Here is a 21,980-nt window from a genome sequence, read left to right on the forward strand (position 1 = left end):
TTTTTGTGTACAAAAATAAATTGGTCTACATAAAAAAAGCGCCGATGAAACAATTCATCAACACTCAATATTTATAGAAGCAAAATTTTTTATAATTGCGCTCCCTAAAATAGCCACTTTTGTTTAAAACTTATATCAATTTTAATTTAAATTATAACCTTTATTAGTTACCGTCTCATGCAAAGTTTGCCGCACAGCACCCTTACCAGCAATCAAACGACTAAAGTAATTTTCAACCTTTGTCCCAACACCAATGGCATATAAATCATTGCAAAAACTACTTTGGTTACTTAAAATCGGTTGTAAAATTTGGTGTATATCTTGAGTCGAATCACCTAGTTTAACATCTGCTACATAAGACTTTAAGGTTGCCAATTGTGGATCAGGACTTTGGGCAAAATCTCGACCTTGATCATCAATGCCCATTAGGTAACGACACCAGCCAGCCAACACTAACGGAATAAATTCTAACGTTTGTGGATCTCGATTAGGATCATCGACATAATGTTTTAACGTCACACCGTAACGAATGGCCAATAATTGCGAAGTATCCGTTGCAATGCGATAAGGAGTATCTGGAATACTTTTATTTGGTAACCGTTTTTCAATTAATTCATCAATAAATTGCTTGGGATTAATAATTTTGGGATCTTTGACAACTGGTAAAGCTTCACCATAACCCAAATTTTTGATCAAACCTAATAAATCGGGATCGCTAACTTCCGTAGCAATAGAGGTAAAATTAAGTAGTGAGCCAAAGATTGCCAAGGCAGTATGCAACGGATTCAAACAAGCCGTAACTTTCATTTGATCGGCATCATTAACCGTGGCACGATCTGTCAAAATAACCCCAGCTTTGGACAAATCAGGACGACCATTCGGAAAACTATCTTCAATCACTAAGTAATGAATTTCCTCAGTATTGGCAAAGGGCGCAATGACGGTCGTTTTAGCGGTCGTTTGAATCTGCGTATCTTCAAAACCACTAGCCTGTAATTGTTGAGCAACATCAGCACTGGGGCTGGGCGTAATCCGATCAATCATGCTACATGGGAATGATATTTGCTGCGGATTGTTGAGATAGTCAATAAAGTCTGCGGGAACAAAACCATTTTGCAACCAACCTTGGGCAATCCGCAAAACTTCATTGTGTAATTTCAAACCATTTTGGGAAAAATTATCCGTACTAACGAGTGCCAAGGGCAATTGACCAGCTTGAAAACGTTCGTACAATAAGTGAGCAATAATCCCCATATTGGTAATGGGCGCTGTCGGACCACCAGTAATATCTGCCTGAGCCGCAGCAGTCAACTGACCATTAACATCAACTAAAGCGTAACCCTTTTCAGTAATCGAAAGCGTAACCAATTGTAATGTAGGAGCTACAAAGTAACGTGTTAATTGTTCCCATTGTTCTGAATTTTGATGATTAACATAAAGTGAAGCTGCCACACTTGCTAATAATTCTTTGTCTAAAGTGCCATCTTCTTTTAAAACTACGCTTAACATGCGGTCATTAGCCGGATGATAAATCTGATCAATAACGTCTTCATCAAAAGTCTCTGCCACAATAATTCCACGGGACATTTCACCTTGATTCAATAAATCTTGCGCAATTTTAGCATGAAAACACCGAAATAAATTGCCGCCACCAAAGTGAATCCACATTGGATTTTCAAGGGTCTGTTGGCGCATTTCTTCCTGATCATATTCTGGCACCACGATGCCCGCTTTAATAAAATCCTGCTTTTGTTGTTGATAATCAGCTGTTAATTTAACCATGTCACTACTCCTCAAACTTAGTATTAGTTACCAAATGAAAATCAAGTAATCGTCTTCACAAGACAACATTAATTGTATCATTTATTTTTAATTTAACTAAATTTATTCATTGTTAAGGAATAATCATCTTAAATTGTCGATTTTGTCAAAAAAATTTTTATTAAAATTTTGCCAAGCCCTATAGACTGTTACCACTGCGTCAAAGTAACCTTGCCTACCATCTGATTCGTCTCCACATCAGCATGCGCTTGCCGCAAGTTAGTAGCATTAATTGGAGAATAAGATTTTTTATTAATCGGTAATAACTTTTTGTGTTCATATAAGTTAGCTAATTGATTTAAAATTTGTTGTTGGGTAATCATTTGTGCCGTTTGAAAATAGGACTTACTGTACATCCATTCCCAACTAAAAGTCACTCTTTTTTGTATCAACTTTTGCAAATCAATCAAATGGCGGTTTTCCGTTGTTGCTACCACGTAGCCATCAGGACGAATAATCGCAGCAATTTCATTCCAATGTTCATCTAAATGACTTAAATTTAAAATTAGATCCACCTCTTGTAAACCTAGTTGTCTAATTTGCTCCACTAAATCTTGGTGATGATTAACGATATAGTCAGCACCTAATTGTTTGACCCAAGCAACAGAAGTTTCCTTAGCGGCAGTGGCAATCACTTTTAAGCCCGCCAGTTTGGCTAGTTGAATGGCCATGGAACCTACACCGCCAGCACCATTAATAATTAAAAGCGTTTGGTGGTGATTAGTTTGGTTAATATTTAAGGGCATTTTCTCAAATAATGATTCAAACGCTGTTAAACCGACCAAGGGCACTGCTGCAGCGGACTCAGCAGTTAAATTTCGGGGTGCAAAACCCACAATTCGCTCATCCACTGCCTGCAACTGCATATTAGAACCTGGACGGCGAAAATCTCCCGCATACCAAACACGATCTTGCTTTTTAAATGTCGAAACTTTAGCACCGGTTGCCACGACTTCACCAACAGCATCCCAGCCCAAAATACGCGGTTGCTTTAGTTGTTTTTGAGATCCATTTCTGCGAACTAATGTATACACCGGATTCACCGAAACACCGACCACTTTAACTAATAAGTCATGTTCCTTTAAAATTGGCTTTTTAAGATACACATCTTGTAAACTATTGTGATCTGTAATGGGCAAATGTCGGATAAAACCCACTGCTTTAATTTGATTTATTGTCATATCTCTGTTCCTTCATAATTTTTAATCATCATACAAAAAGAAACAATTCTTGTGAAGACGTGAATTTAAACGCACTAGGTGCCAAAAAATTCACTTCCTGACTAATATTTCAGAAATGCTAAACTAAAAGAAATAAAACCATTAAAGGAAGAAAAAATTGGTCAAAATTTATAATTGTGCTCCTGGATGTCCCGTGCAAACTACACTACAGTTCATTGCTGGCAAATGGAAAACGGTAATTTTGTATCATTTATTTACTAGTGAGCCATTGCGCTTTTCTGAATTACAAAAAAAGTTACCTTATGTTACTAAAAGGATGTTAGCGAAGCAATTATTGGAACTAGAACAAGACGGTTTGATCCAGAAAAAAATCTATCCGGTTATTCCAGTCAAGACCGAATATTCAGTGACTGCTTTCGGTCAAACTTTTGTGCCGATTATCAATGCCATGGCAACTTGGGGCGAAACCTATCAGAAAAAATTGCCTAATTAATCAGATTAAATAGCCTAATTCACTGCTATAATTATCCATGTTAGCGATTAACACAAAGAAGATGATTGTATCGACTACTATCAAGTTTACTTAGAAATGTACCGCGCTTTTGGGCCTCAACATTGGTGACCTTCCAAATCCGATTATGAAACTTTAGTCGGAGCTATTTTAGTACAAAATACTAATTGGAAAAATGTTGAAAAATCACTCGCCAACTTACGCACGAAAACCAACTTTGCTCCCCAATTAATTAGTCAATTGGATTTAACAGAATTAAAACAATTAATTCAACCCAGTGGCTTCTATAACGCTAAAGCTCAGACCATTAAAGCCGCATTTGCCTATTTTGAAAAATTTCAATTTGATTTAAAAGCAGTCGCTGAAAAATTTTCGCAATCCGAATTGCGAACGGAATTATTGAAAATCAAAGGTATTGGCAATGAAACTGCCGATGTACTCTTGTTATATATTTTCAACTATCCGGTATTGATTGCCGATGCTTATTCTAAAAAGATGATTTTCTACCTAGAGAATAAAAATGTTCAGACTCAAAGTTATCAACAAATTAAAAATTACTTAGAACCACCACTACTGCCACAGATGACTGTCAAAGATTTTCAAGAATTTCACGCTTTAATTGATGATCATTTGCTACAATACGTAAAAACAAAGAAAGAACTGGAGAATTCAGAAAAATAAAAAGTTGAGACAAAAATCAAAAGTTTACGTTGAACGCCGTTAGTACTCAACATCTAAAAATTTTTATTCAAGATGGGGTTGTCCCGTGGAAGCTGTTGTGCCACCGTCAACAGTTAAAATTGTGCCCGTAATGTAAGCAGCATCACTGGATGCTAAAAATAAAACGGCGGGAGCAATATCTGCTGGATGTCCCGGACGTTGCAAAGCAATCCGATTAATGAACGGTTTTAATTGTTCATCAGATTGTGCCATCCCCTTCGTCATATCCGTCAGTGTAAAGGCCGGCGCCACCGCATTCACTCGAATGCCATCTTTACCCCAATCTAACGCTAATGATTTGACAAAGCCATTCACGGCATGTTTGCTGGCATTGTAAATGGATTGTTGCCAATCACCATTGCTGCCAGACACTGATGATACCGCAATTAATGTTCCTTTGGTTGCTTTTAAAGCTGAATAGGAGGCTTTCGCCAAATAGAAAAATCCATCAATATTAGTTGCTCGAACTTTTTCCCAGTCAGCTTGTGTTAAATTAGCAATTTCATCGGCAGCAAAGGCGGCCGCATCACTAACCACAACATCTAACTGACCAAACTGGGAAATTGTTTTGGTTACCGCCATTTGTGCTGTATCCGGCTGGGAAATATCGCCGACAATTACTAAAGTTTTGGCAGCATCATAGCCTTGAACAGTTTCTTCCAGTACCTTTTGGCGCCGACCTAACACAGCCACTTTAGCACCATTATCTAAAAATCCTTGCGCAATGGCGCGGCCAATGCCGCTACCACCACCAGTTATTAAAACTACTTGATCATTTAAAGCGTATTTATTAGTCATTTTCAATCTCCAATTGTTATAATGAATTATTATTTCGTACTACAAGAAAGGGTGTTTCACTCATGAAAAAAACCTACGAACAGTTACTCAAATGCAATTGTGCCACAGCACAAACCTTATCTTTAATTGGTGGTAAGTGGAAAGTTTTAATCCTGAATCACTTAGCCGAAAGAAGCTACGGTTTTAACGAATTGCAGCGTTCTCTATACGGCATTACCGCGCATACACTGACCCAAACTTTAAAAGAATTAGTGGCAGACCAACTCATCGTGCGCACCGATTTTCAAACTAATCCGCCCAAAACTCAATATTCCCTTTCCAAAACAGGGCAAGAACTCAAACCCCTTTTAAGTGAAATTACTAAGTTTGGTGAAGAGTATCCTGCTTTAAGTCTGAATTAATCTAGTTCGATTAACTTTGCTTTCAAGAAATCGTGCGCTTTAATTGCTAAAGCTAGTGAATCAACGTGATCTGGGTTCAGTTCCACATCTACCATGACCCAACCGTGGTAACCCTGCCGAATAAAATCAAACACTGGTTGAAAGTCCAAATCTCCTTGTCCGGGAACCGTAAAAGTATCATTTAAAATCGTCTTCCCAAAAGCCGAACCAGTTTTTTGAAACTTCTTTAGCTGACTTAAATGAACATCCTTTAAATGCAGGTACACGATCCGGGCAGCGTATTGCTCTAAAAACGGTTGATAGGAACCATCCGAAACAAAAGCATGCCCCGTATCTAGCAATAATCCAACCAAATGAGGATCAGTATGGTCCATCAAGCGAGACACTTCCGCTATGGTTTGGACACCAGTTCCTAAGTGATGATGATAGGCAATTTGAACATCGTATTTTTGCGCTATTTTGCCAAATTCATTTAATCCTGCACACAATTGTTGCCACTGATCATCAGTAAAAATCGGTTTATCAGTAAAAATATTCTGGTCTGTTCGGCGTTGAATGGAATTAGTTTGTTCTGATAAGACTGTAAAATGAGCTTGCATAATGGCTAATTCTTGACAATGCCGTTCAAAATCAAGACAAGCCTGTGTGATGCCGTCCCGTAAAATAAAACTACTAAACCACTGACCAGCAATTTTGATAGTTCTAAGATCTGCTTGTGCTTTCACTTGTTGTGCACTGGGAAAATAGCCCGCTCCTTCGGTTCCCTGATAACCCGCTAAAGCAACTTCATCCAGAATTTGCCGGTAATCTGTCTTTTGCCCAATTTTAGGGTCATCTTCATTCCGCCAGCTAATTGGTGAAATCCCCAATTGCACTTGATACTTACTTTCAGAATTCATCAGCTTCACTTCTTTTCAACCAACTAAGCAAACAAAATTTAATTATTATCTTTCGCAAACACTTGGTCGTAACCGCCCATAGTTTCAGCAATTTGCTCTAAAAAGCTGGGCTTAATACCTAAATCTTCCATGTCAGCTTGCACCAACCGGTATCTAATCGCTTGTTCCTCATTGCTTTGCACTTTTTGCACCCATTTGGGCTCCCAAATTGACTCGTGCCCTAATGCTACCAGGTCAAATTTTGCACTGGCTGTTTGAGCTTGTTGCGGCGTTTTGATGCCACCAACTACAATTAAAGGCATCGCCCCAGCAACTCGTTTTTGTATAGCTTCATTAACAATGACCGTCGATTCAGGATCACGACTGGGTGTTTTCCAAACATCGCCTTGCGAAACATGTAGATAGTCAATTGGATATTGCTTTAATTCATCAATTAATTGCAACGTATCATCTAAAGTGATCCCCGGATTTTCTAACTCTTCCGGCGACAACCGATAACCCAGCAAAAAAGACTTCGGCGCATATTGTTCGATTACCTGAGCAACTTCTTGCACAACGGCTAATGGGAATTTCATTCGCTTTTCTAGTGATCCGCCCCAAGCATCCGTGCGCCGATTAGAATGTGGAGAGAAAAATTGTTGTAATAAAAAGGTGTTAGCGCCGTGTACTTCCACGCCATCAAAGCCAGCTTGAATCGCTCTTTTCGTAGCCAAGCCAAAGTCTTTAATAGTTTGTTCAATCTCAGCAGGCGTTAATTCACGAGGCACTTGCGCGTCCGGACGTTCTGCCGCTACAGCACTGGCACTGACTGGTTGTTCACCTCGCAAAATTTTATTATTGGACATGCGTCCCGCACTAAAAATTTGAATGACAGCTTTAGTACCATTTTGCTTCATCGCAGCTGCTAAACGACTTAAACCAGGAATAAACTTGTCATCAGCAATACTCAATTCACCTTCAAAGCCTTTGCCTAAAGCATTGACGTTCGCTGTGGCTGTAATAAATAAACCCGCGCCACCTGTATGCTGAGCATAATAAGCAATTTCATCACTCGTGACCGTTCCATCTTCAAAGGACATCTGTTCTGTCATGGGTGGAATCACAATGCGATTTTTTAACTGCACAGCTTTATTTTTAAAATAATATGGTTGTAAAAACTTGTATTCAGTCATATTTATAATCGGCCTCCCTAGCTTCAGTTTGAGCTGTGCCAGTAGTATAATTCATAAAATTAGTCAATAACAGTACTGACTTTTTTGATACTATTCACTTCAACTTGTCAGAAATTGACCCTTATTTTATGATTAAGCTAAGCTAAGAGTTAGAGGTGAGTACCATCGACTATTACCAAGTATACTTAGATGTGTATCAATTATTTGGAACCCAATTTTAGTGACCATCAAAATCCGATTGCGAAACCTTAATCGGTGCTATTTTGGTGCATAATATTAATTGGAAAAATTGCTATGTAATTTATTATTAGAACAGCTGAAAATTTTAATTACAGTGAGTGATTTTTACAATGCTAAAGCCCACATCATTCAAGCTGCGTTTCATTTCTTACAACCATATCAGTTCAATTTTCAAACCGTAGCCGATGAATTTTCTCAACCTAAATTGCGTTAGCAACTTTTAAAGATTACAGGCATCAACAAATTAAAAATTACTTGGAACCACCACTACTGCCACAGATGACTGTCAAAGATTTTCAAGAGTTTCACGCTTTAATTGATGATCATTTATTTGACTATTTAAATCACAAACCAAACTAAACCGTTCGAAGCAGGACTACAAAATATAAGTAAGGAAGATGATTTGCAATCAATATCAAACGATTGGATACAACCCATTTTAAATTTATTCTCAAAGGCATCCTAATTGGCATTTTAACAGGACTCGTCGTTGGCAATTTTCGCTTATTAATTGTTAAATCTTTAACTACTTGGCTAAAAATTTACCACTTAGCTCACATTCAGCATTTATTCTTATTAGTTATTTTACTTATTAATGTCGTAATTGCCATCATCATTGGTTTCTTAGCCAAACCACAGCCGCACATCATGGGTTCAGGCATTCCTGAAGTCAAAGGACAATTGACCAAACGCTTGAGTTTACCATGGTGGCCCATTCTTTGGCGTAAATTCATTGCCGGTGTACTGGCAATTGGTTCCGGACTATATTTAGGGCGTGAAGGACCGTCCATTCAATTAGGTGCCGCTGTCGGACAAGGTGTGGGTCAATATTTTGAACAATCTGCTCCAAATCAACGAATTTTGTTGGCTAGTGGTGCGGCAGCGGGTTTATCAGCTGCTTTTAATGCACCGATCGCTGGCACCTTATTTGTTTTGGAAGAAATTTATCACGATTTTTCCCCACTGATTTGGATGACTTCACTAGCTGCCGCCATTAGTGCTGATGTTGTTTCCATGAACATTTTCGGTCTAAAGCCCGTATTATATATGGCAAAGTTACCTGTCTTTCCATTGCATTTTTATTATCATTTATTAATTTTAGGTGTTATTCTAGGCGGGCTAAGCCTGCTTTATCAAAGAATCTTACTGATTATGCCCCACCTTTATGCCAAATATTTTGGCTGGTTACCCCGCATTTTTCACGGTTTAATTCCTTTGTTATTAGTAATTCCGATTGGTTACTGGTTACCACAAACATTGGGTGGTGGTAACAGTATTATTCTGGACTTAAGTAAATTAAATTTAGGACTGAAAGCTTTACTATTATTATTCTTATTAAGATTTATTTTTTCGATGATTTCTTACGGTTCGGGATTAGCTGGTGGTATCTTTTTACCGATTTTGACCTTAGGCGCAATTGCTGGAGCTTTATACGGCACTATTGTTGTCCACCTAGGTTTAATGGCTCCCAAATATGTCGTCAATCTCTTAGTATTTGCCATGGCGGCTTACTTTGCTGGCATCGGTAAAGCACCCTTTACTGCCATCTTATTAATCACCGAAATGGTTGGTTCCTTGCAGCATTTAGTACCACTAGCCATGTTAGCGCTTGTGACTTATATAGTTGATGATTTACTCGGTGGTGCCCCCATTTACGAATCATTGTTAGCCAAAATGACGATCCCTCAAACACTGCATCATATCAGTGGTCACCCAATACAATTTGAGTTACCCGTCTCGACGGATAGTTCATTCAATGGCCAACAAGTGCGCGACATTCAGTGGCCGCATGATTGTTTGTTAATCAGTATTCGCCAAGGCGCCAAAACCCTGATCGCTCATGGTGACACACTCATCATGGCGGGTGAGACCTTAATTATTCTGACCGATGCTAGTCAAGCTGCCACAGTTAAAAACCTCTTGCATCAATTGGAATAATCTGAGTATTTTTGCACATTTTACTATTTCTGTTAAGATATCAATGAGTATCAATTTTTTAATAAGTATTGGTTGGAGTTTCGACTTTCAAGAATTTGCTTTGATTTGGGTTGCCAAAGACTTTTTTGAAAGTCTTTTTTTATGATTTGAAGGAGTTTGTTCGCTAATGAAATTTATGAGTTCATTATGTTTAATCTTAGTCGCTACCACTATTTTAGGTCATCTTAGTAGTCGATTGCATCTCCCGACTGTTATCGGTGAATTGCTGAGTGGTGTAATTTTAGGTCCGGCATTTTTGCATTGGGTCCAGCCAAACAATTTACTCCAAACTTTTTCGGAGATTGGCGTCGTATTGTTAATATTTATGGCCGGATTAGAAAGTGACTTATCAACACTACGCCGCTTTTGGCGCCCAAGCATTTCAGTCGCAGTACTGGGGATGGTTTTGCCAATTTTGACGGCTTACTTAACGGGGCGCTATTTTCATTTTTCACAGTTAGATAGTCTTTTTTTAGGTGTGACATTTGCTGCCACTTCTGTTTCTATCTCCATCGTCGTTTTACAAGAAATGAAACAATTAAATAGTTCTGAAGGTGCTACTATTCTTGGTGCGGCTGTAGTAGATGATATTTTAGCAGTCATTGTTTTTAGCATTCTGCTTAGTTTTGGTGACAATCAAATTCACACTAGCCATCATCAAAATTTACTGCTGAAGTTAACTTTTCAAGTTGGCTACTTCATTATTTTATTAGTTATAAGTCGCTATTTTATCCCGTATTTGATGAAACTCAGTTCCAAACTACTGCTTCCAAACTCTGAACTCATTATGGCTTTAGTTATTTGTTTCAGCTTAGCTAGTTTCGCAGATACAGTTGGTTTAAGTGATGTTATCGGGGCTTTTTTTGCTGGATTAGCTATCAGTCAAACTAATTATCAAACTAGCATCAACCAAGAACTTCAACCAATCGGCTATACCATCTTTATTCCAGTCTTTTTTGTCAGCATTGGTTTAAATATTTCCTTATCCGAAATTACACAAGATTTCGGCTTATTTTTAATGTTAGCTATTGGTGGTATCGGGGCAAAAATGTTGGGTGCTGGTTTTGGTGCACGTCTGACTCATTTTTCTAGACATAGTTCTTTGATTATTGGTGCTGGGATGATTTCTCGGGGAGAAATGGCGCTAATTATTGCTCAGTTAGCTTTACAAAACCATTTATTCTCCAGCAGTCGTTACGCAGCAGTCATTGGTGCCATTATCGTTACAACATTAGTCGCACCACTGCTTTTAAAATCAACTCTTTCGCGCCCCCAATTTTAATTATTTTAGCCGACAAATCAGGTATAATCAGCGCACCAAATCATCAATCAAATTTAAGTTGTTGAACACTCGACAACATTACCTCAAGTGCCCGGCAATATTATATAATAATCATGAGATCGTTAGTCGAAACTAATTCCTATACCTCGCGCATAGAATAATCCGCCTATCACTGGTATAATTAATCTCAAAATTCACTTTGAAATGGGGAATATTTGTTTTGTCAGATGCTCAGATATTTATCAACCTTATCTGGATTATTGTCATCTTTGCAATTGCTTTCTTTTTTATTTTGGCAGAGTTTGCTTTAGTAACTACTCGCGTCAGTCAAATTGAAGATGCAATTGAAAACAAGCAAGGAAATCAAAAAAAATTAAAGCGTGCGCTTCATATGGTTAATAACTTAAACGAGTACTTATCAACCACACAAGTGGGCACGACGGTTACCAGTTTAATTTTAGGTTGGATTGGTGAAGATACCCTGCAATCTTTCTTTGATTTATTTTTGGGCATTTCTTTAAAATCATCAGCAACTATTCATGCCGTAGGTTCTGTGATTGCTTTATTGTTACTAACTTACTTACAAGTTGTGATTACTGAAATTGTTCCGAAAAATATTAGTATTGATTTACCAATGAAAATGTTATTATTAACGGTCACACCGTTACAAGCTTTTCACACGTTGGCCTATCCTTTCGTTTGGCTCCTAAATATTTCAGCAACCGGTATTGTCAAAATGATCGGGATGAAACCTGCTGACGCTGAAAGTGAAGTCTTTACGCAGTCTGAAATTTTACGCTTATCACGCGAATCGGTCAGCAGCGGCCAATTAGACAAAAATGATTTAATTTATATGCAGCGAGCCTTTGATCTCAATGACAAAGTTGCCAAAGATATCATGATTGATCGCACGCGCCTATATGTTGTTGACGTTACTGATACGGTCAATGAAGTTATCAAAGATTATTTGCAACAAGGTTTCTCACGCTTTCCAGTAGTTGCTGATAATAACAAAGATAAAATTTTAGGTTATGTTTATATTTATGATTTAGTTCGCCAAAAACAGGTTAACGGTCAAATTCCCATTAGTCGAATGCTCCGTTCCATTGTCACTGTTCCGGAAAATATGCCAATTCATAATATTTTGACCCAAATGATTGCTAAGCAAACGCCAATTGTTGTGGTCGTTGATGAGTATGGTGGCACCAGTGGGATTGTTACTGATAAAGACATTTATGAAGAATTATTTGGTACCGTTAAAGATGAAGTGGATAATGTTTCTGAAGAATACATTATCAATAATCATGATGGTTCTTATACCATTAGTGGGCAGACAACTTTATATGATTTTGAACGTTATTTTAAAGTTGATTTAGCCGAATTTGAAGACGTTGATTCCGTCACCTTATCGGGATACATGCTTGATCAAAATCCTAATTTGCATTTAAACAGTGTCGTTAAGTTAGACAAGTTTACTTTTAAAGTTATCGACTTTGAGCATTCTTACGTTAATAAATTCTTAGTAACTTTTGATAAAGCTACGGAAAAAGAACCACTCAAGCAATTAGATTAAAACCCAAAAACTAGGATCAGCATCTGGGGTTGTTAGTTTTCATAACTAACCTTTGATGATGACCCTAGCTTTTTTATTTGCCGTGCGCGAAGGCAAAGAATTTCCCGAATTAATAGCTGCTAGTCAACATTTTTTTGATAGCCGCTACCAATTACTGGTTGAATTTTTTCAAAAATTACAATAGCAAGGACTGATTAAGCAGCACATTGATATTGCGGGTGAAGTTTTAAACTTAATTTTAATGAATTTTGGTGGTTCCATATTGCAATACAATTTATCTAATATCAAAATCGACCATCATGAGCCCCAAAGTAATACCCCAATTTTTTTAGAACACTTACTTGTTGATGACTAAAGTGCTATTTCTAATCAGTCTTAAAGTAAAATTTAGTCGTTTATCTCTGATGCCAATAAAAGGTTGAAGCAATCAGATTAACGCTCGTCTACGCAACGAGTCTTAACTTCATGATTGGTTTCAACCTTTTATTATGCATTCAATTATTTTAGTACCTTAATCCACTACGTTGAGTGTTACGGTGCCAAAATCATGTGAAAAATCTGCTTTCCAGGTCCCTTTTGTCAAATGTGGCGGTAAAACAAAAGTTCCCGTTGAAGCGTGGGTACCGCTCAAAAAATCAAAACCTTGTTCAGCTAATTTAGCGACTAACCATTTGAGTGATGTCACTGGATTACCCAAAACTTCGCTACCTTTACCATGAGCTTGATCTTGACCATCATGAGTCAAAACCGTGGAAACTTCTGCTAAATCAGCTAGTTTTAAGGTCGCACCATCTTTTTGTTTACCAGCAACGACTGCACCACCCACCGCAGTATCACTCAAAACTAAATACTTATTCAAATCAGGAAACCAATCTTTAAAGCGGGCATCTGGCACTTCCATATCTGGTGCCACATAACAATTGGCGAGTAATTCTTCCTCTGACATTGCCGGTGTTAATGCTACTTTAGCAGTAAATTCTAACTCCACTTCCACCAAGGGTTCATTGTATTCCTGCAAGCTTAATGAAGTTCCTGAATCTAAAAACTTATCCGCTACTTGTGACCCGTATAATGGCGAATCAGAATCAAACATCTTTTGTGTTTGTTCTGAGGTTAAAGATACCTTATAACCGGCTGTTGGCTTGCCTTTTAAAGCCATCACTTTTTGTTGAACTTCATAAGCTGTTGCAAAATCCTGTACCACATTACTGTAATCTTCCCGATTTAAAGGCACATTGTCCTTAAAAGCTTGGTATAAATCTTTGGCTAATTGCTCTTGTTGTGTAGTTAATGTCATAATTTGCTCTCCTTTTTGAGAAATAAAAAAGGTACACTGCTTAATTTTATAAGCAGCATACCTTTCAATGTCATCATCAGCTGCCTATCAAATTCTACTTTGATAGGCACGACACCAAATATCAGCACCTATCATTTCAGGAAATAATGATAATGCTGATAATAATTCGTGTTGATTTTTGAACTAGTGATGTCATTTTTATCCCTCTTTAATTATTTTATAATTTGATTATATTATTTTAATTTAACGATGTCAACGTTTACTTTTGAAAAAATAAAAAATTTATTTTTTCAAAATATTTCTTTAAAAATCGGTTATAATCATTAATGGAAACGATTTTACCAAAAAAATAAAAGGTAGGCTAAGATAATGTTTCTTATTGATACTTCTCGAAACAACAAACCGGTTTATGATCCCATCGTTAATCAATCATTAGATAATTATTTGATTAATGACTTACGTTTAAAAGGACATGGCTTGATGATGTATATTAACAGTCCTTGCGTGATTATTGGCATTAATCAAAATGCTTACGCCGAAGTTGATTTAAATTACTTAGAACAAAATAACATTAAGCTAGTGCGCCGTACTGGTGGCGGTGGCGCTGTTTATCATGACTACGGCAATATTATTTTTGAAAATATTGTAGTCGACGAACCAACACGCTTTGGTGATTTTAATTATTATGCCCAGCCCATCATTCAAGCTCTGCAGGAAATGGGATTAGCTGATGTAACCATGCAAGGTAAAAATGATATTTCTATCGCTGGTCACAAAATTTCGGGCATGTCGATGGTTGCCGCCAAAAATTCGATTGCCGCTGGCGGTACTTTACTCTATAACTTAGATCACCAGCAAGCTAATCAAGTTTTGACGCCTAATGCTGACAAATTACGCGTCAAAGGTGTCAAATCCGTAGAAAAACGAATTTTAAATATCAAAGACTTGTTGCCCCAGCAATACCAAAATTTATCAACCGAAGAATTTAAAGAGCAACTTTTACTAAAAATCTTTCACGTTCAACGCTTTGACCAAATTGAAAAATATACTTTGACTGACCAAGACTGGCAAATCATTGATCAGCGTATTGCCGATAAATATGGCCAAACAAACTGGAATTATGGTCATAATCCTGGTTTTGAATACTATGTCTCCAAGTATTTTACGAATGTGGGAACCGTGGCATTTAATTTTAGTCTTCAAGATCAAAACATTTCTGAATTCAAAACTTACGGCGATTTCAATTATCCTAACGTGGAACAATTAGATGCTGCCCTGATAAAGACCAAGTTTGAGCATGATAGCTTAGTTCAAGCCTTTGAAAAGGGAAATTATGAAACTATTTTACCAGGTATTAATGTGGAAGATTTGGTTAAAATGCTGATGAAACCAGTAAATTAAGATAAATAATTGATGGAGATAAGATTAACACTGACTAATCTTATCTCTTTTTTCCCACTCATTAGGAAATCCCAATGAACAAAAAATAGTATTCACATCAATGGATTCAATTTTATTAGTTAAGTTGCGAAATTTTTTACGTAAAGTATTATTCAAAATTGCATATTCAGTTTTACTTAAAAAACACTGTAAACTAATAAATGTAGAAAATACCGTTCTACGTTCACCATGTTCAACATTGATAGGAATTCTATTAACTGAATGAAGAGGTCGCCAATACATGGAATTCGAATTACAACTAAAATCTAATAACCTATTATTATGAGCACAAACATTTCTGGTTTCATGAATATTTTTAATAAATGAAATCATAACTTCAGGTGGAAATGGATACTGATTATTAAAATTAGTAATATTGTTTTCAACAAAACTAATCAAATCTAACGCAAATTTATTTTGTAATGTTGTAGGGACACTTTGAATCATTGTCTTAAGTAGACCGAAATCTAAGAAATCAACCAAAACCCAAATAGGAACATCATCGTATTCATTAACATAGTGATGAATGGAGTTATTAGTCTTGGACTTGTTTTTATTAATAATTTTTGACAACCTTGAAATGATATAGCCAACATCCAAAATTCTATCATTTGAATAACAGTTAACATCCAAGTAAGCGTACCTTTTATTAGGATATTCATTAGCAAAATTATATGCAAAAATTGACTTCAAATGATGTTCAACACTCAAGATAGCATTAAACAATATTTGCTTAATTTCTTTATCAAAAAAGTATAAATGACAAACTTCATCAAAAGATGCCTTGTCAATATAGCTATCTGAAGAAACAAACTGAAAATATTTGCTATATCCATTAATGATATTGTAGTAATTATTAGTTAATAGATACTGCTTAGCTTTATCAATATCATTAATCAATAATCCCCGCTGTTGTAAAATTTCAATTTGTTTTTCAATAGTTTGAAATGGCTTATTTTGCAACAAAAAATCTCCCCCATCTATAAAAATGAAGGAGATTCCGCGAAGGTCCCCGTAGAGATACCATCGCTCTTTCTGAACTTCATTTTATACTCAGTGAATGAACTATGTCAATAATTATATTCCTTTTCAATTAAAAGTCACTGCTCGTAGTAATTGATATGAGCCATAAAAACTAGCCACACTAATCTTAGGCAATATACCAACATGTGAATATGATCTGGCATAGCATTAATTTCTACTTATTTTTTTAATTCGTATAATCTTTGGTAATAATATAAATGGTGCTAGTATAAATTCATGGACAGAATTTGGTAGAATTCCATTAAGGAAAGGAATGTACCAAACAAGAATAGAAAAAAATATTCTATAGACTTTAAGAAGACAATTGTCGGTTTATTTTATATGAAAATAATTCTTCGGTAACTGACTTACAACGTGAATATGGTTTGGCAGTGGCAACAATTTATCAATGGATTCAGATTTATCAAAAATATTCAGAAACAGGTATTTCTCAGGCTAATTTTTTAGCCTAAAAAAAACAAGTAACCAAACTAGAAAGTGAAAATGATATTTAAAAAAGTCTTAACCATATTCGCCAAAAATTAAGTGTTAATGATTGGCAAGATGCGCTGCTGGTCAATCAAAAGCAGCATTCCATTATTGAAATCTGTCAGGTATTAGATAGTCCAAGATCAACGTATTATAGTGTTTTGCAATATAAGGTTTCTCAACGAAAACAACGTCATTTAGATTTGAAAAAACGTATTAAAGAAATTTATGATCAGTTTAAGGGCATCTATGGTGCACCAAAAATTTACCAGATCCTGCTAAAAGAAGGTCTAAAAATTAGTTTGAAGTTGGTGCAAAGAATCATGCAAGAATTAGGAGTTCATTCTAAAACAGTTAAGAAATGGCGTCACAGCGTTGGTAAAAAACGTAAAATAGTTCAATTACCAAATATATTAAAGCAAGATTTTACAGTCCAACATTGTAATGAAAAATGGGTAACAGACATTACTTATATTTACACCAAACAAGATGGTTGGTGCTATTTATCAACGATTCAAGACCTATATTCAAAAAAGATTATTGCCGAGGTTTTTTCCAAAAGAATGACTGTTGATTTATGCGTAAAGACTTTAAATAATGCTTGTGAAACTCAAAAGATTCCCAAGTCTGGGTTGATTTTACATTCAGATATGGGTTCACAATATACCAGCAATTTTTACAATCAAGAATTAAGCAGACTAGGTATTAAACATTCATATAGTCAAAAGAGATATCCCTATGACAACGCTACGATTGAATCATTTCATGCTTCATTAAAAAAAGAAGAGGTGTATCTGCATAATTATCAAACTTTTGAGGAAGCCAAAATTGCTTTATTTAAATACATTGAAGGATTTTATAATAACCAGAGAATTCATAGTAGTCTCAATTATTTAACACCTAATCAAGTTGAATCAATGTAATCAGGCTTTCAATTTACTTGCCTAAGTTTGAATTAGAAAGTTTTAGTTTTCAATTCAAACTGAGGCAAGCAAAAGGTCTCAAAGCACTAAAAAATTCTACAAAAATGTGTCCAAATGTTTGACCTAGATCCATTTTTTATTAAGTGTACAAGAGTGTTTAAATAACATGCCAGGATCTATTTTTATTAATAGTGATCACGTGCAGATAAAATATACATTGTATCGCTTTCTATTTGGTAGACTAACCTGTGTTCTCTTGTAATTCTTCTAGACCAAGTGTTAGCGAGTTCATATTTTAATGGTTCCGGCTTACCTAATCCTTCAAAAGGATGGCGGTCAATGTCGTCAATTATTTTGTTGATGCGCTTAATGGTTCTTTTATCATTTTGTTTATACCAAGACATATAATCAGACCAAGCATCATCGGTCCATGCTTTAATCATTTGGCTCTATCAACTCATGCTGTTTAGTCTTTCCCGTGGCAATTTGCATTTTTCCACGCCGAATTTTATCCATTAATTCTGGATTGCTCATAATTCTTAGTGTTTCCGTCATACTATCATAATCCCTTTTGGACATTATAACGGCCGTATTATCATTATCACGATTGGTGACTAATAAAGTCGTTGCGTCATCATTGACCTGTTGTAAATAATGTTTTAAGTTTTTACGCAGTCCAGAATAAGATACAGCTTCCATAGACTCAGCCCCTCTCTTTTATGATTTAATTGTACAATTTAATGTACAATTAAGCAAGAAGTCAGTTTCTTATTTTTAATCAAGTATTATTGTGACCGACTATCTTTGGCGTAATAAGGAATTAATGTTAGTGTAATTCTTGATTGAATACGCTTCTTAATCTTTTTGTTCATTACAAAATATAGCATTAATCTTAATTATCCCAACATCCAATTAGTAAAGCCCAGCTCAAAAAAATGGCCTCCGAATTTTTCCTAACTTCGAAGGTCATTTCACGTCAAAATAATTTTTTATTAATATTGAAATATTAATGGTTAATTAGACACCACCATAATGGTGTTAATTCCGGTTCAATCTTTGTATTATTTATTTGAATATCCATCTTTTTCCCCACTTTTATCAATAAATTACTAATTAGTCATTAATCAATACATAAATCTCCGCCGTTACTTTAAAGTAACAGGTGTTATCCTAATTGATAAGACTTGATATTACGCTGATGTCACTGGCCAACATTTAGACTAGCTTGATATTGCAACTGCTGTTGCGAATGATTATGAAGTTTGATTTTGCCACCATCACTTTTAACTTTAAAAGAAGATAATTGATTTAATTGCTCCGTTGATAAAGTCAATTTGATTTCCGGATTTTTTATTTGCAATCAAGCCTACACTATGAGCGTTTTTGTCAAAATTAAAGGTTAAATTCTTATCATCTTGATTCAATAAATAATTCTGATTACGGATTGTGTTTTTTGGCAAATAGCCTGATAATCCAATCGTTTTTAATGGTCGTGACTGAACATTAATTTGTAAATCAGCGCCTCCAGTTTTAACTACTAAAGTTTTCACTGGCTGTTTTAAAGTCACTTTCTGTTGAAAACTTTGATACGGTCGCTGTAAGATCAAATTCATTGCTAAAATAATTAAAATTATCATGAATAAAATCACAGTTCCCCAAATAGTTTTTTTAGTCTTGGAATTCATTCATTGCACCTCCCTTGGCATAAACCAATAATAATTGATTTTTTTAATCAATAGAAAAAAATTCCTAAACGGTTAATTTCAAACTTTATCGGTCAAATTCATACTATTTCATTAGTTTCAAATACGATTATCATTAGTAGGTAATTAATAGAAAGACTATTGTCAAATTATTAAATATATTTTTTGGAATTATTTTAAATAAATAATAAAGTTTACCCCAAAGGTTAATCAGAAAAGGAAAAACAGATTATATATACTTTGAAAAAAATTGGTTGGTATTTAGATTCCCAAAAACGACTATTTGTTTATAAAGGAAATCCTTACTTAGAGCAAGAAATTAATTCCCAAAGTAATCAAAAAATTTTCCAATTCATCAGGGCTTTTAATCGTGACATGACTCAAACGGATTTGCGTCAAAAATTACAAATTTTAACTGATCAGGATTTTTACGATATTTGGAATTATTTTGAATCCCAAAAATGGATTTGTCCAATCACGCCCCATTTTGATCCATTAGATCAACGTCTCAAAAATTTTGTAGATTGCTACCCTCAATTAACTTACAGTGATTATATTGAGAAAATAAATCAGGTTTCCATTTTAATTCTTGGTTTAGGCACCGGTGGCAGCTACTTATTAGATATTTTGACTAGATTAGGAATCAAGGATTTCATCATTATTGATCCTGATAAATTGAACGAAAAAATTTAGCGGCTCAAAATTATCAGCTTTCTGACTTAGATCAATTAAAAGGAACCATTCAAGAAAAATGTTATCTGAATGATACAGTCAACATTAAATTTATCCCGCAAAAAATTGATAGTTTTAACCAATTAGATAGTTTAGTTAATCTAGCCAAAATAAATTATTTCATTAACTGTGCAGATGACTTTGCCCTACAGATGAACCTCGTTGATAATTTATTTAATCACTATCCCAGCATGAAAATGTCCTATGGTGGATACTCATTTTTAATGCATTATGATACGTTAATTGATATCAACAATTACCAAGCTTTAATGAACCAAGCTCAAAATCAGCAAGCAACTATCAATGCCAAAAATTATGTAAGTGACAACTCGGGCGGAATATTTAACGGCTATTTAAGTGCTTTTGCCCTCATTAAAATGATTTTTGACGATTACATTTTAAGTAAACCGCATCCAGCTTTTGTCGGTGACCTCTACCGAAACTTCTATCAATTTCAGGTCTAACACCATGTTAATCATTTTATTTTTATATACATTCACATATTTATTAAACCTCAAATTCTTTCAAATCAAGTTAACAATAAAAGAGTTCTTAACACTTTTATTAGTTAGCATTAGTCTTCTAGCAGGCATAATGTTTAGTTTGAATTGGTTAAAAATTAATGGCTCATTGATTATCTTACTTTTTTTAGAGGTGATTTTTTCCGGAATTTATTTACTCTATCAAAAAAGTCTCTTGCAACATCTATTTTTTCTATTATTATCATTTTTGATTATTTTGATAACTAGCCAATTAAGCGAGATTTTAATCTACAAATTTCTCAAGATTTCTTATCTGTTTCAGGAAAGAAACTTAAATTGGATTAGCACCAATGTTATTATTTCAATCATTTCTGATTTGATAATCGTTAGCTTATTAAACTGGGGCTTTGACAAATCACATACCTACTTAGTCCTTCAAAAACATAAATTAACAATGTTACTAATCAGTCTTATTACTTTGATCATCATTAATATTTATTTTTACTTAATGAATCAAACAATTAATACCAATCAGGCGATCACTCAAATTAGTATCTTATTCTTAGCAACTTGTAGCTTATTCATCCTAACTTTCTTTTTCTGGAGCCATGATCGTAGTCAACAACGCCAATTACAACTAGAAAAGGAAAATCGACAACAATTAGTTGCTTATTTGAAGACACTAGAAAATGCCCAACAAGAATTTCGTAAATTCAAGCATGATTACCTCAATATTTTAGCTATTATGACTGGCTATCTTGAAAATCAGGATTTACCAGGTTTAAAAAAATATTTCTATCAGGTAATTAATAACAATCAGCTGCAACAAACTACTGACTTATTTAATTTATCCGCCTTAAGTAATTTAAAAATTGTAGAAATCAAAGAGTTACTAGCAGTTAAACTGGGGCAGATTGGGCGTTTAAAAAATCAGGTTACTGTAGAAGTCGCCCAAGAGATCTCGCAATTTCCTCCAAACATTTCGCTGTTAGATTATACGCGCTGTTTGGGAATTCTCTTAGATAATGCTTTAGAAGAGATTAGCCGATTGGCTGCAAAAAATCCTCAGCAAAACCTGATGACGATTCTTTTTTACGCTGATTCCACAAAATTAACTGCCATTATTAAAAATAATTATCAAACTAAAATTAATCTAAAACAAATTTATCAAGCTAACTTTTCAACGAAACAGGAACATTCGGGATTAGGTTTAGCGAATATTAAAGAAATTACCCAACGTTATTCCAATCTGACCTTACAAACGGAAATCACTCAGGAAAAATTTATTCAAAAATTGATTGCTAAATAAAGAGAAT

At 35.2% G+C, this 21,980-nt stretch carries 24 protein-coding genes; 14 read left to right on the plus strand and 10 right to left on the minus strand.

Annotation, left to right across the window (positions count from 1 at the left end; translation table 11 throughout):
• Positions 1–141: 141 nt before the first annotated feature.
• A complete protein-coding gene (locus tag AC3B7A_RS03935) occupies positions 142–1,782 on the minus strand; it encodes a mannitol dehydrogenase family protein (RefSeq protein ID WP_489756426.1) in 1,641 nt (546 codons plus the stop codon).
• Between the two features lie 188 nt (positions 1,783–1,970).
• Positions 1,971–2,987 (minus strand): zinc-binding alcohol dehydrogenase family protein, encoded by a 1,017-nt coding sequence (locus AC3B7A_RS03940; protein WP_489756538.1) that lies wholly within the window; start codon positions 2,985–2,987, stop codon positions 1,971–1,973.
• Positions 2,988–3,159: 172 nt separating this feature from the next.
• On the opposite strand from AC3B7A_RS03940, the gene AC3B7A_RS03945 reads away from it, so the two are divergent.
• The gene (locus AC3B7A_RS03945) at positions 3,160–3,495 is read left to right on the plus strand and encodes a winged helix-turn-helix transcriptional regulator (protein WP_489756427.1); all 336 of its coding nucleotides are present in this window, start codon (positions 3,160–3,162) and stop codon (positions 3,493–3,495) included.
• A 165-nt stretch (positions 3,496–3,660) separates the two neighbouring features.
• Complete coding sequence (locus AC3B7A_RS03950; protein WP_489756539.1) at positions 3,661–4,194, plus strand: endonuclease III domain-containing protein; 534 nt, start codon at positions 3,661–3,663, stop codon at positions 4,192–4,194.
• A 63-nt stretch (positions 4,195–4,257) separates the two neighbouring features.
• Here the strand turns inward: AC3B7A_RS03950 and budC are convergent, their stop codons facing one another.
• A complete protein-coding gene (gene budC / locus AC3B7A_RS03955; protein WP_489756428.1) occupies positions 4,258–5,031 on the minus strand; it encodes a meso-2,3-butanediol dehydrogenase in 774 nt (257 codons plus the stop codon).
• 62 nt (positions 5,032–5,093) lie between these two features.
• Between budC and AC3B7A_RS03960 the strand changes: the two genes are divergently transcribed.
• Positions 5,094–5,432 carry a winged helix-turn-helix transcriptional regulator gene (locus tag AC3B7A_RS03960; RefSeq protein WP_489756429.1) on the plus strand — a complete coding sequence of 113 codons (339 nt, stop codon included), beginning with the start codon at positions 5,094–5,096 and terminating at the stop codon, positions 5,430–5,432.
• On the opposite strand, the gene AC3B7A_RS03965 is transcribed toward AC3B7A_RS03960, so the two are convergent.
• Positions 5,429–6,331, minus strand: a complete 903-nt coding sequence (locus AC3B7A_RS03965) for a TIM barrel protein (RefSeq protein ID WP_489756430.1) — start codon at positions 6,329–6,331, stop codon at positions 5,429–5,431. The genes AC3B7A_RS03960 and AC3B7A_RS03965 overlap by 4 nt on opposite strands.
• Positions 6,332–6,369: 38 nt before the next feature.
• Positions 6,370–7,503 (minus strand): NADH-dependent flavin oxidoreductase, encoded by a 1,134-nt coding sequence (locus AC3B7A_RS03970; protein ID WP_489756431.1) that lies wholly within the window; start codon positions 7,501–7,503, stop codon positions 6,370–6,372.
• A gap of 280 nt (positions 7,504–7,783) precedes the next feature.
• Here AC3B7A_RS03970 and AC3B7A_RS03975 point away from each other — a divergent pair, with 280 nt between their 5' ends.
• The 5 genes from AC3B7A_RS03975 to AC3B7A_RS03995 all read left to right on the plus strand — a co-directional run bounded on the left by AC3B7A_RS03975 (position 7,784) and on the right by AC3B7A_RS03995 (position 12,759).
• Positions 7,784–7,957 (plus strand): hypothetical protein, encoded by a 174-nt coding sequence (locus AC3B7A_RS03975; protein WP_489756432.1) that lies wholly within the window; start codon positions 7,784–7,786, stop codon positions 7,955–7,957.
• Positions 7,958–8,157: 200 nt separating this feature from the next.
• On the plus strand, positions 8,158–9,681 hold the full coding sequence (locus AC3B7A_RS03980) for a ClC family H(+)/Cl(-) exchange transporter (RefSeq protein ID WP_489756540.1): 1,524 nt from the start codon (positions 8,158–8,160) through the stop codon (positions 9,679–9,681).
• A gap of 166 nt (positions 9,682–9,847) precedes the next feature.
• A complete protein-coding gene (locus AC3B7A_RS03985) occupies positions 9,848–11,002 on the plus strand; it encodes a cation:proton antiporter (RefSeq protein WP_489756433.1) in 1,155 nt (384 codons plus the stop codon).
• A gap of 220 nt (positions 11,003–11,222) precedes the next feature.
• Positions 11,223–12,575, plus strand: coding sequence for a hemolysin family protein (locus tag AC3B7A_RS03990; RefSeq protein WP_489756434.1), 1,353 nt, complete (start codon positions 11,223–11,225; stop codon positions 12,573–12,575).
• A gap of 55 nt (positions 12,576–12,630) precedes the next feature.
• The gene (locus tag AC3B7A_RS03995) at positions 12,631–12,759 is read left to right on the plus strand and encodes a hypothetical protein (protein WP_489756435.1); all 129 of its coding nucleotides are present in this window, start codon (positions 12,631–12,633) and stop codon (positions 12,757–12,759) included.
• Between the two features lie 327 nt (positions 12,760–13,086).
• On the opposite strand, the gene AC3B7A_RS04000 is transcribed toward AC3B7A_RS03995, so the two are convergent.
• Positions 13,087–13,872 (minus strand): 2-keto-4-pentenoate hydratase, encoded by a 786-nt coding sequence (locus tag AC3B7A_RS04000; protein WP_489756436.1) that lies wholly within the window; start codon positions 13,870–13,872, stop codon positions 13,087–13,089.
• Between the two features lie 369 nt (positions 13,873–14,241).
• On the opposite strand from AC3B7A_RS04000, the gene lplA reads away from it, so the two are divergent.
• Positions 14,242–15,273 (plus strand): lipoate--protein ligase, encoded by a 1,032-nt coding sequence (lplA, locus tag AC3B7A_RS04005; protein ID WP_489756437.1) that lies wholly within the window; start codon positions 14,242–14,244, stop codon positions 15,271–15,273.
• Positions 15,274–15,297: 24 nt separating this feature from the next.
• Here the strand turns inward: lplA and AC3B7A_RS04010 are convergent, their stop codons facing one another.
• Positions 15,298–16,278, minus strand: a complete 981-nt coding sequence (locus AC3B7A_RS04010) for an Abi family protein (RefSeq protein ID WP_489756438.1) — start codon at positions 16,276–16,278, stop codon at positions 15,298–15,300.
• Between the two features lie 392 nt (positions 16,279–16,670).
• Between AC3B7A_RS04010 and AC3B7A_RS04015 the strand changes: the two genes are divergently transcribed.
• Both AC3B7A_RS04015 and AC3B7A_RS04020 read left to right on the plus strand, forming a co-directional pair.
• Positions 16,671–16,808 (plus strand): helix-turn-helix domain-containing protein, encoded by a 138-nt coding sequence (locus AC3B7A_RS04015; protein WP_489756541.1) that lies wholly within the window; start codon positions 16,671–16,673, stop codon positions 16,806–16,808.
• A 99-nt stretch (positions 16,809–16,907) separates the two neighbouring features.
• Positions 16,908–17,747: an IS3 family transposase gene (locus AC3B7A_RS04020; protein ID WP_489756542.1), complete on the plus strand. Its 840-nt coding sequence runs from the start codon at positions 16,908–16,910 to the stop codon at positions 17,745–17,747.
• Positions 17,748–17,932: 185 nt separating this feature from the next.
• Here AC3B7A_RS04020 and AC3B7A_RS04025 read toward each other — a convergent pair whose 3' ends face one another.
• The 3 genes from AC3B7A_RS04025 to AC3B7A_RS04035 form a co-directional block, all read right to left on the minus strand.
• Positions 17,933–18,190 (minus strand): Txe/YoeB family addiction module toxin, encoded by a 258-nt coding sequence (locus tag AC3B7A_RS04025; RefSeq protein WP_489756439.1) that lies wholly within the window; start codon positions 18,188–18,190, stop codon positions 17,933–17,935.
• Positions 18,183–18,446 (minus strand): type II toxin-antitoxin system Phd/YefM family antitoxin, encoded by a 264-nt coding sequence (locus tag AC3B7A_RS04030; RefSeq protein ID WP_489756440.1) that lies wholly within the window; start codon positions 18,444–18,446, stop codon positions 18,183–18,185. The genes AC3B7A_RS04025 and AC3B7A_RS04030 overlap by 8 nt, the downstream gene beginning before the upstream one ends.
• Positions 18,447–19,036: 590 nt before the next feature.
• Positions 19,037–19,432, minus strand: a complete 396-nt coding sequence (locus AC3B7A_RS04035; RefSeq protein WP_489756441.1) for a hypothetical protein — start codon at positions 19,430–19,432, stop codon at positions 19,037–19,039.
• A 258-nt stretch (positions 19,433–19,690) separates the two neighbouring features.
• Here AC3B7A_RS04035 and AC3B7A_RS04040 point away from each other — a divergent pair, with 258 nt between their 5' ends.
• The 3 genes from AC3B7A_RS04040 (at position 19,691) to AC3B7A_RS04050 (ending at position 21,973) form a co-directional block, all read left to right on the plus strand.
• Positions 19,691–20,143: a ThiF family adenylyltransferase gene (locus AC3B7A_RS04040; RefSeq protein ID WP_489756442.1), complete on the plus strand. Its 453-nt coding sequence runs from the start codon at positions 19,691–19,693 to the stop codon at positions 20,141–20,143.
• A gap of 191 nt (positions 20,144–20,334) precedes the next feature.
• Entirely contained in the window at positions 20,335–20,646 is a 312-nt protein-coding gene (locus AC3B7A_RS04045) for a hypothetical protein (RefSeq protein WP_489756443.1), read from the plus strand.
• 526 nt (positions 20,647–21,172) lie between these two features.
• A complete protein-coding gene (locus tag AC3B7A_RS04050; RefSeq protein WP_489756444.1) occupies positions 21,173–21,973 on the plus strand; it encodes a GHKL domain-containing protein in 801 nt (266 codons plus the stop codon).
• The last annotated feature ends 7 nt before the right edge of the window (positions 21,974–21,980 follow it).

This window comes from Bombilactobacillus sp. ESL1202 (assembly GCF_058107125.1).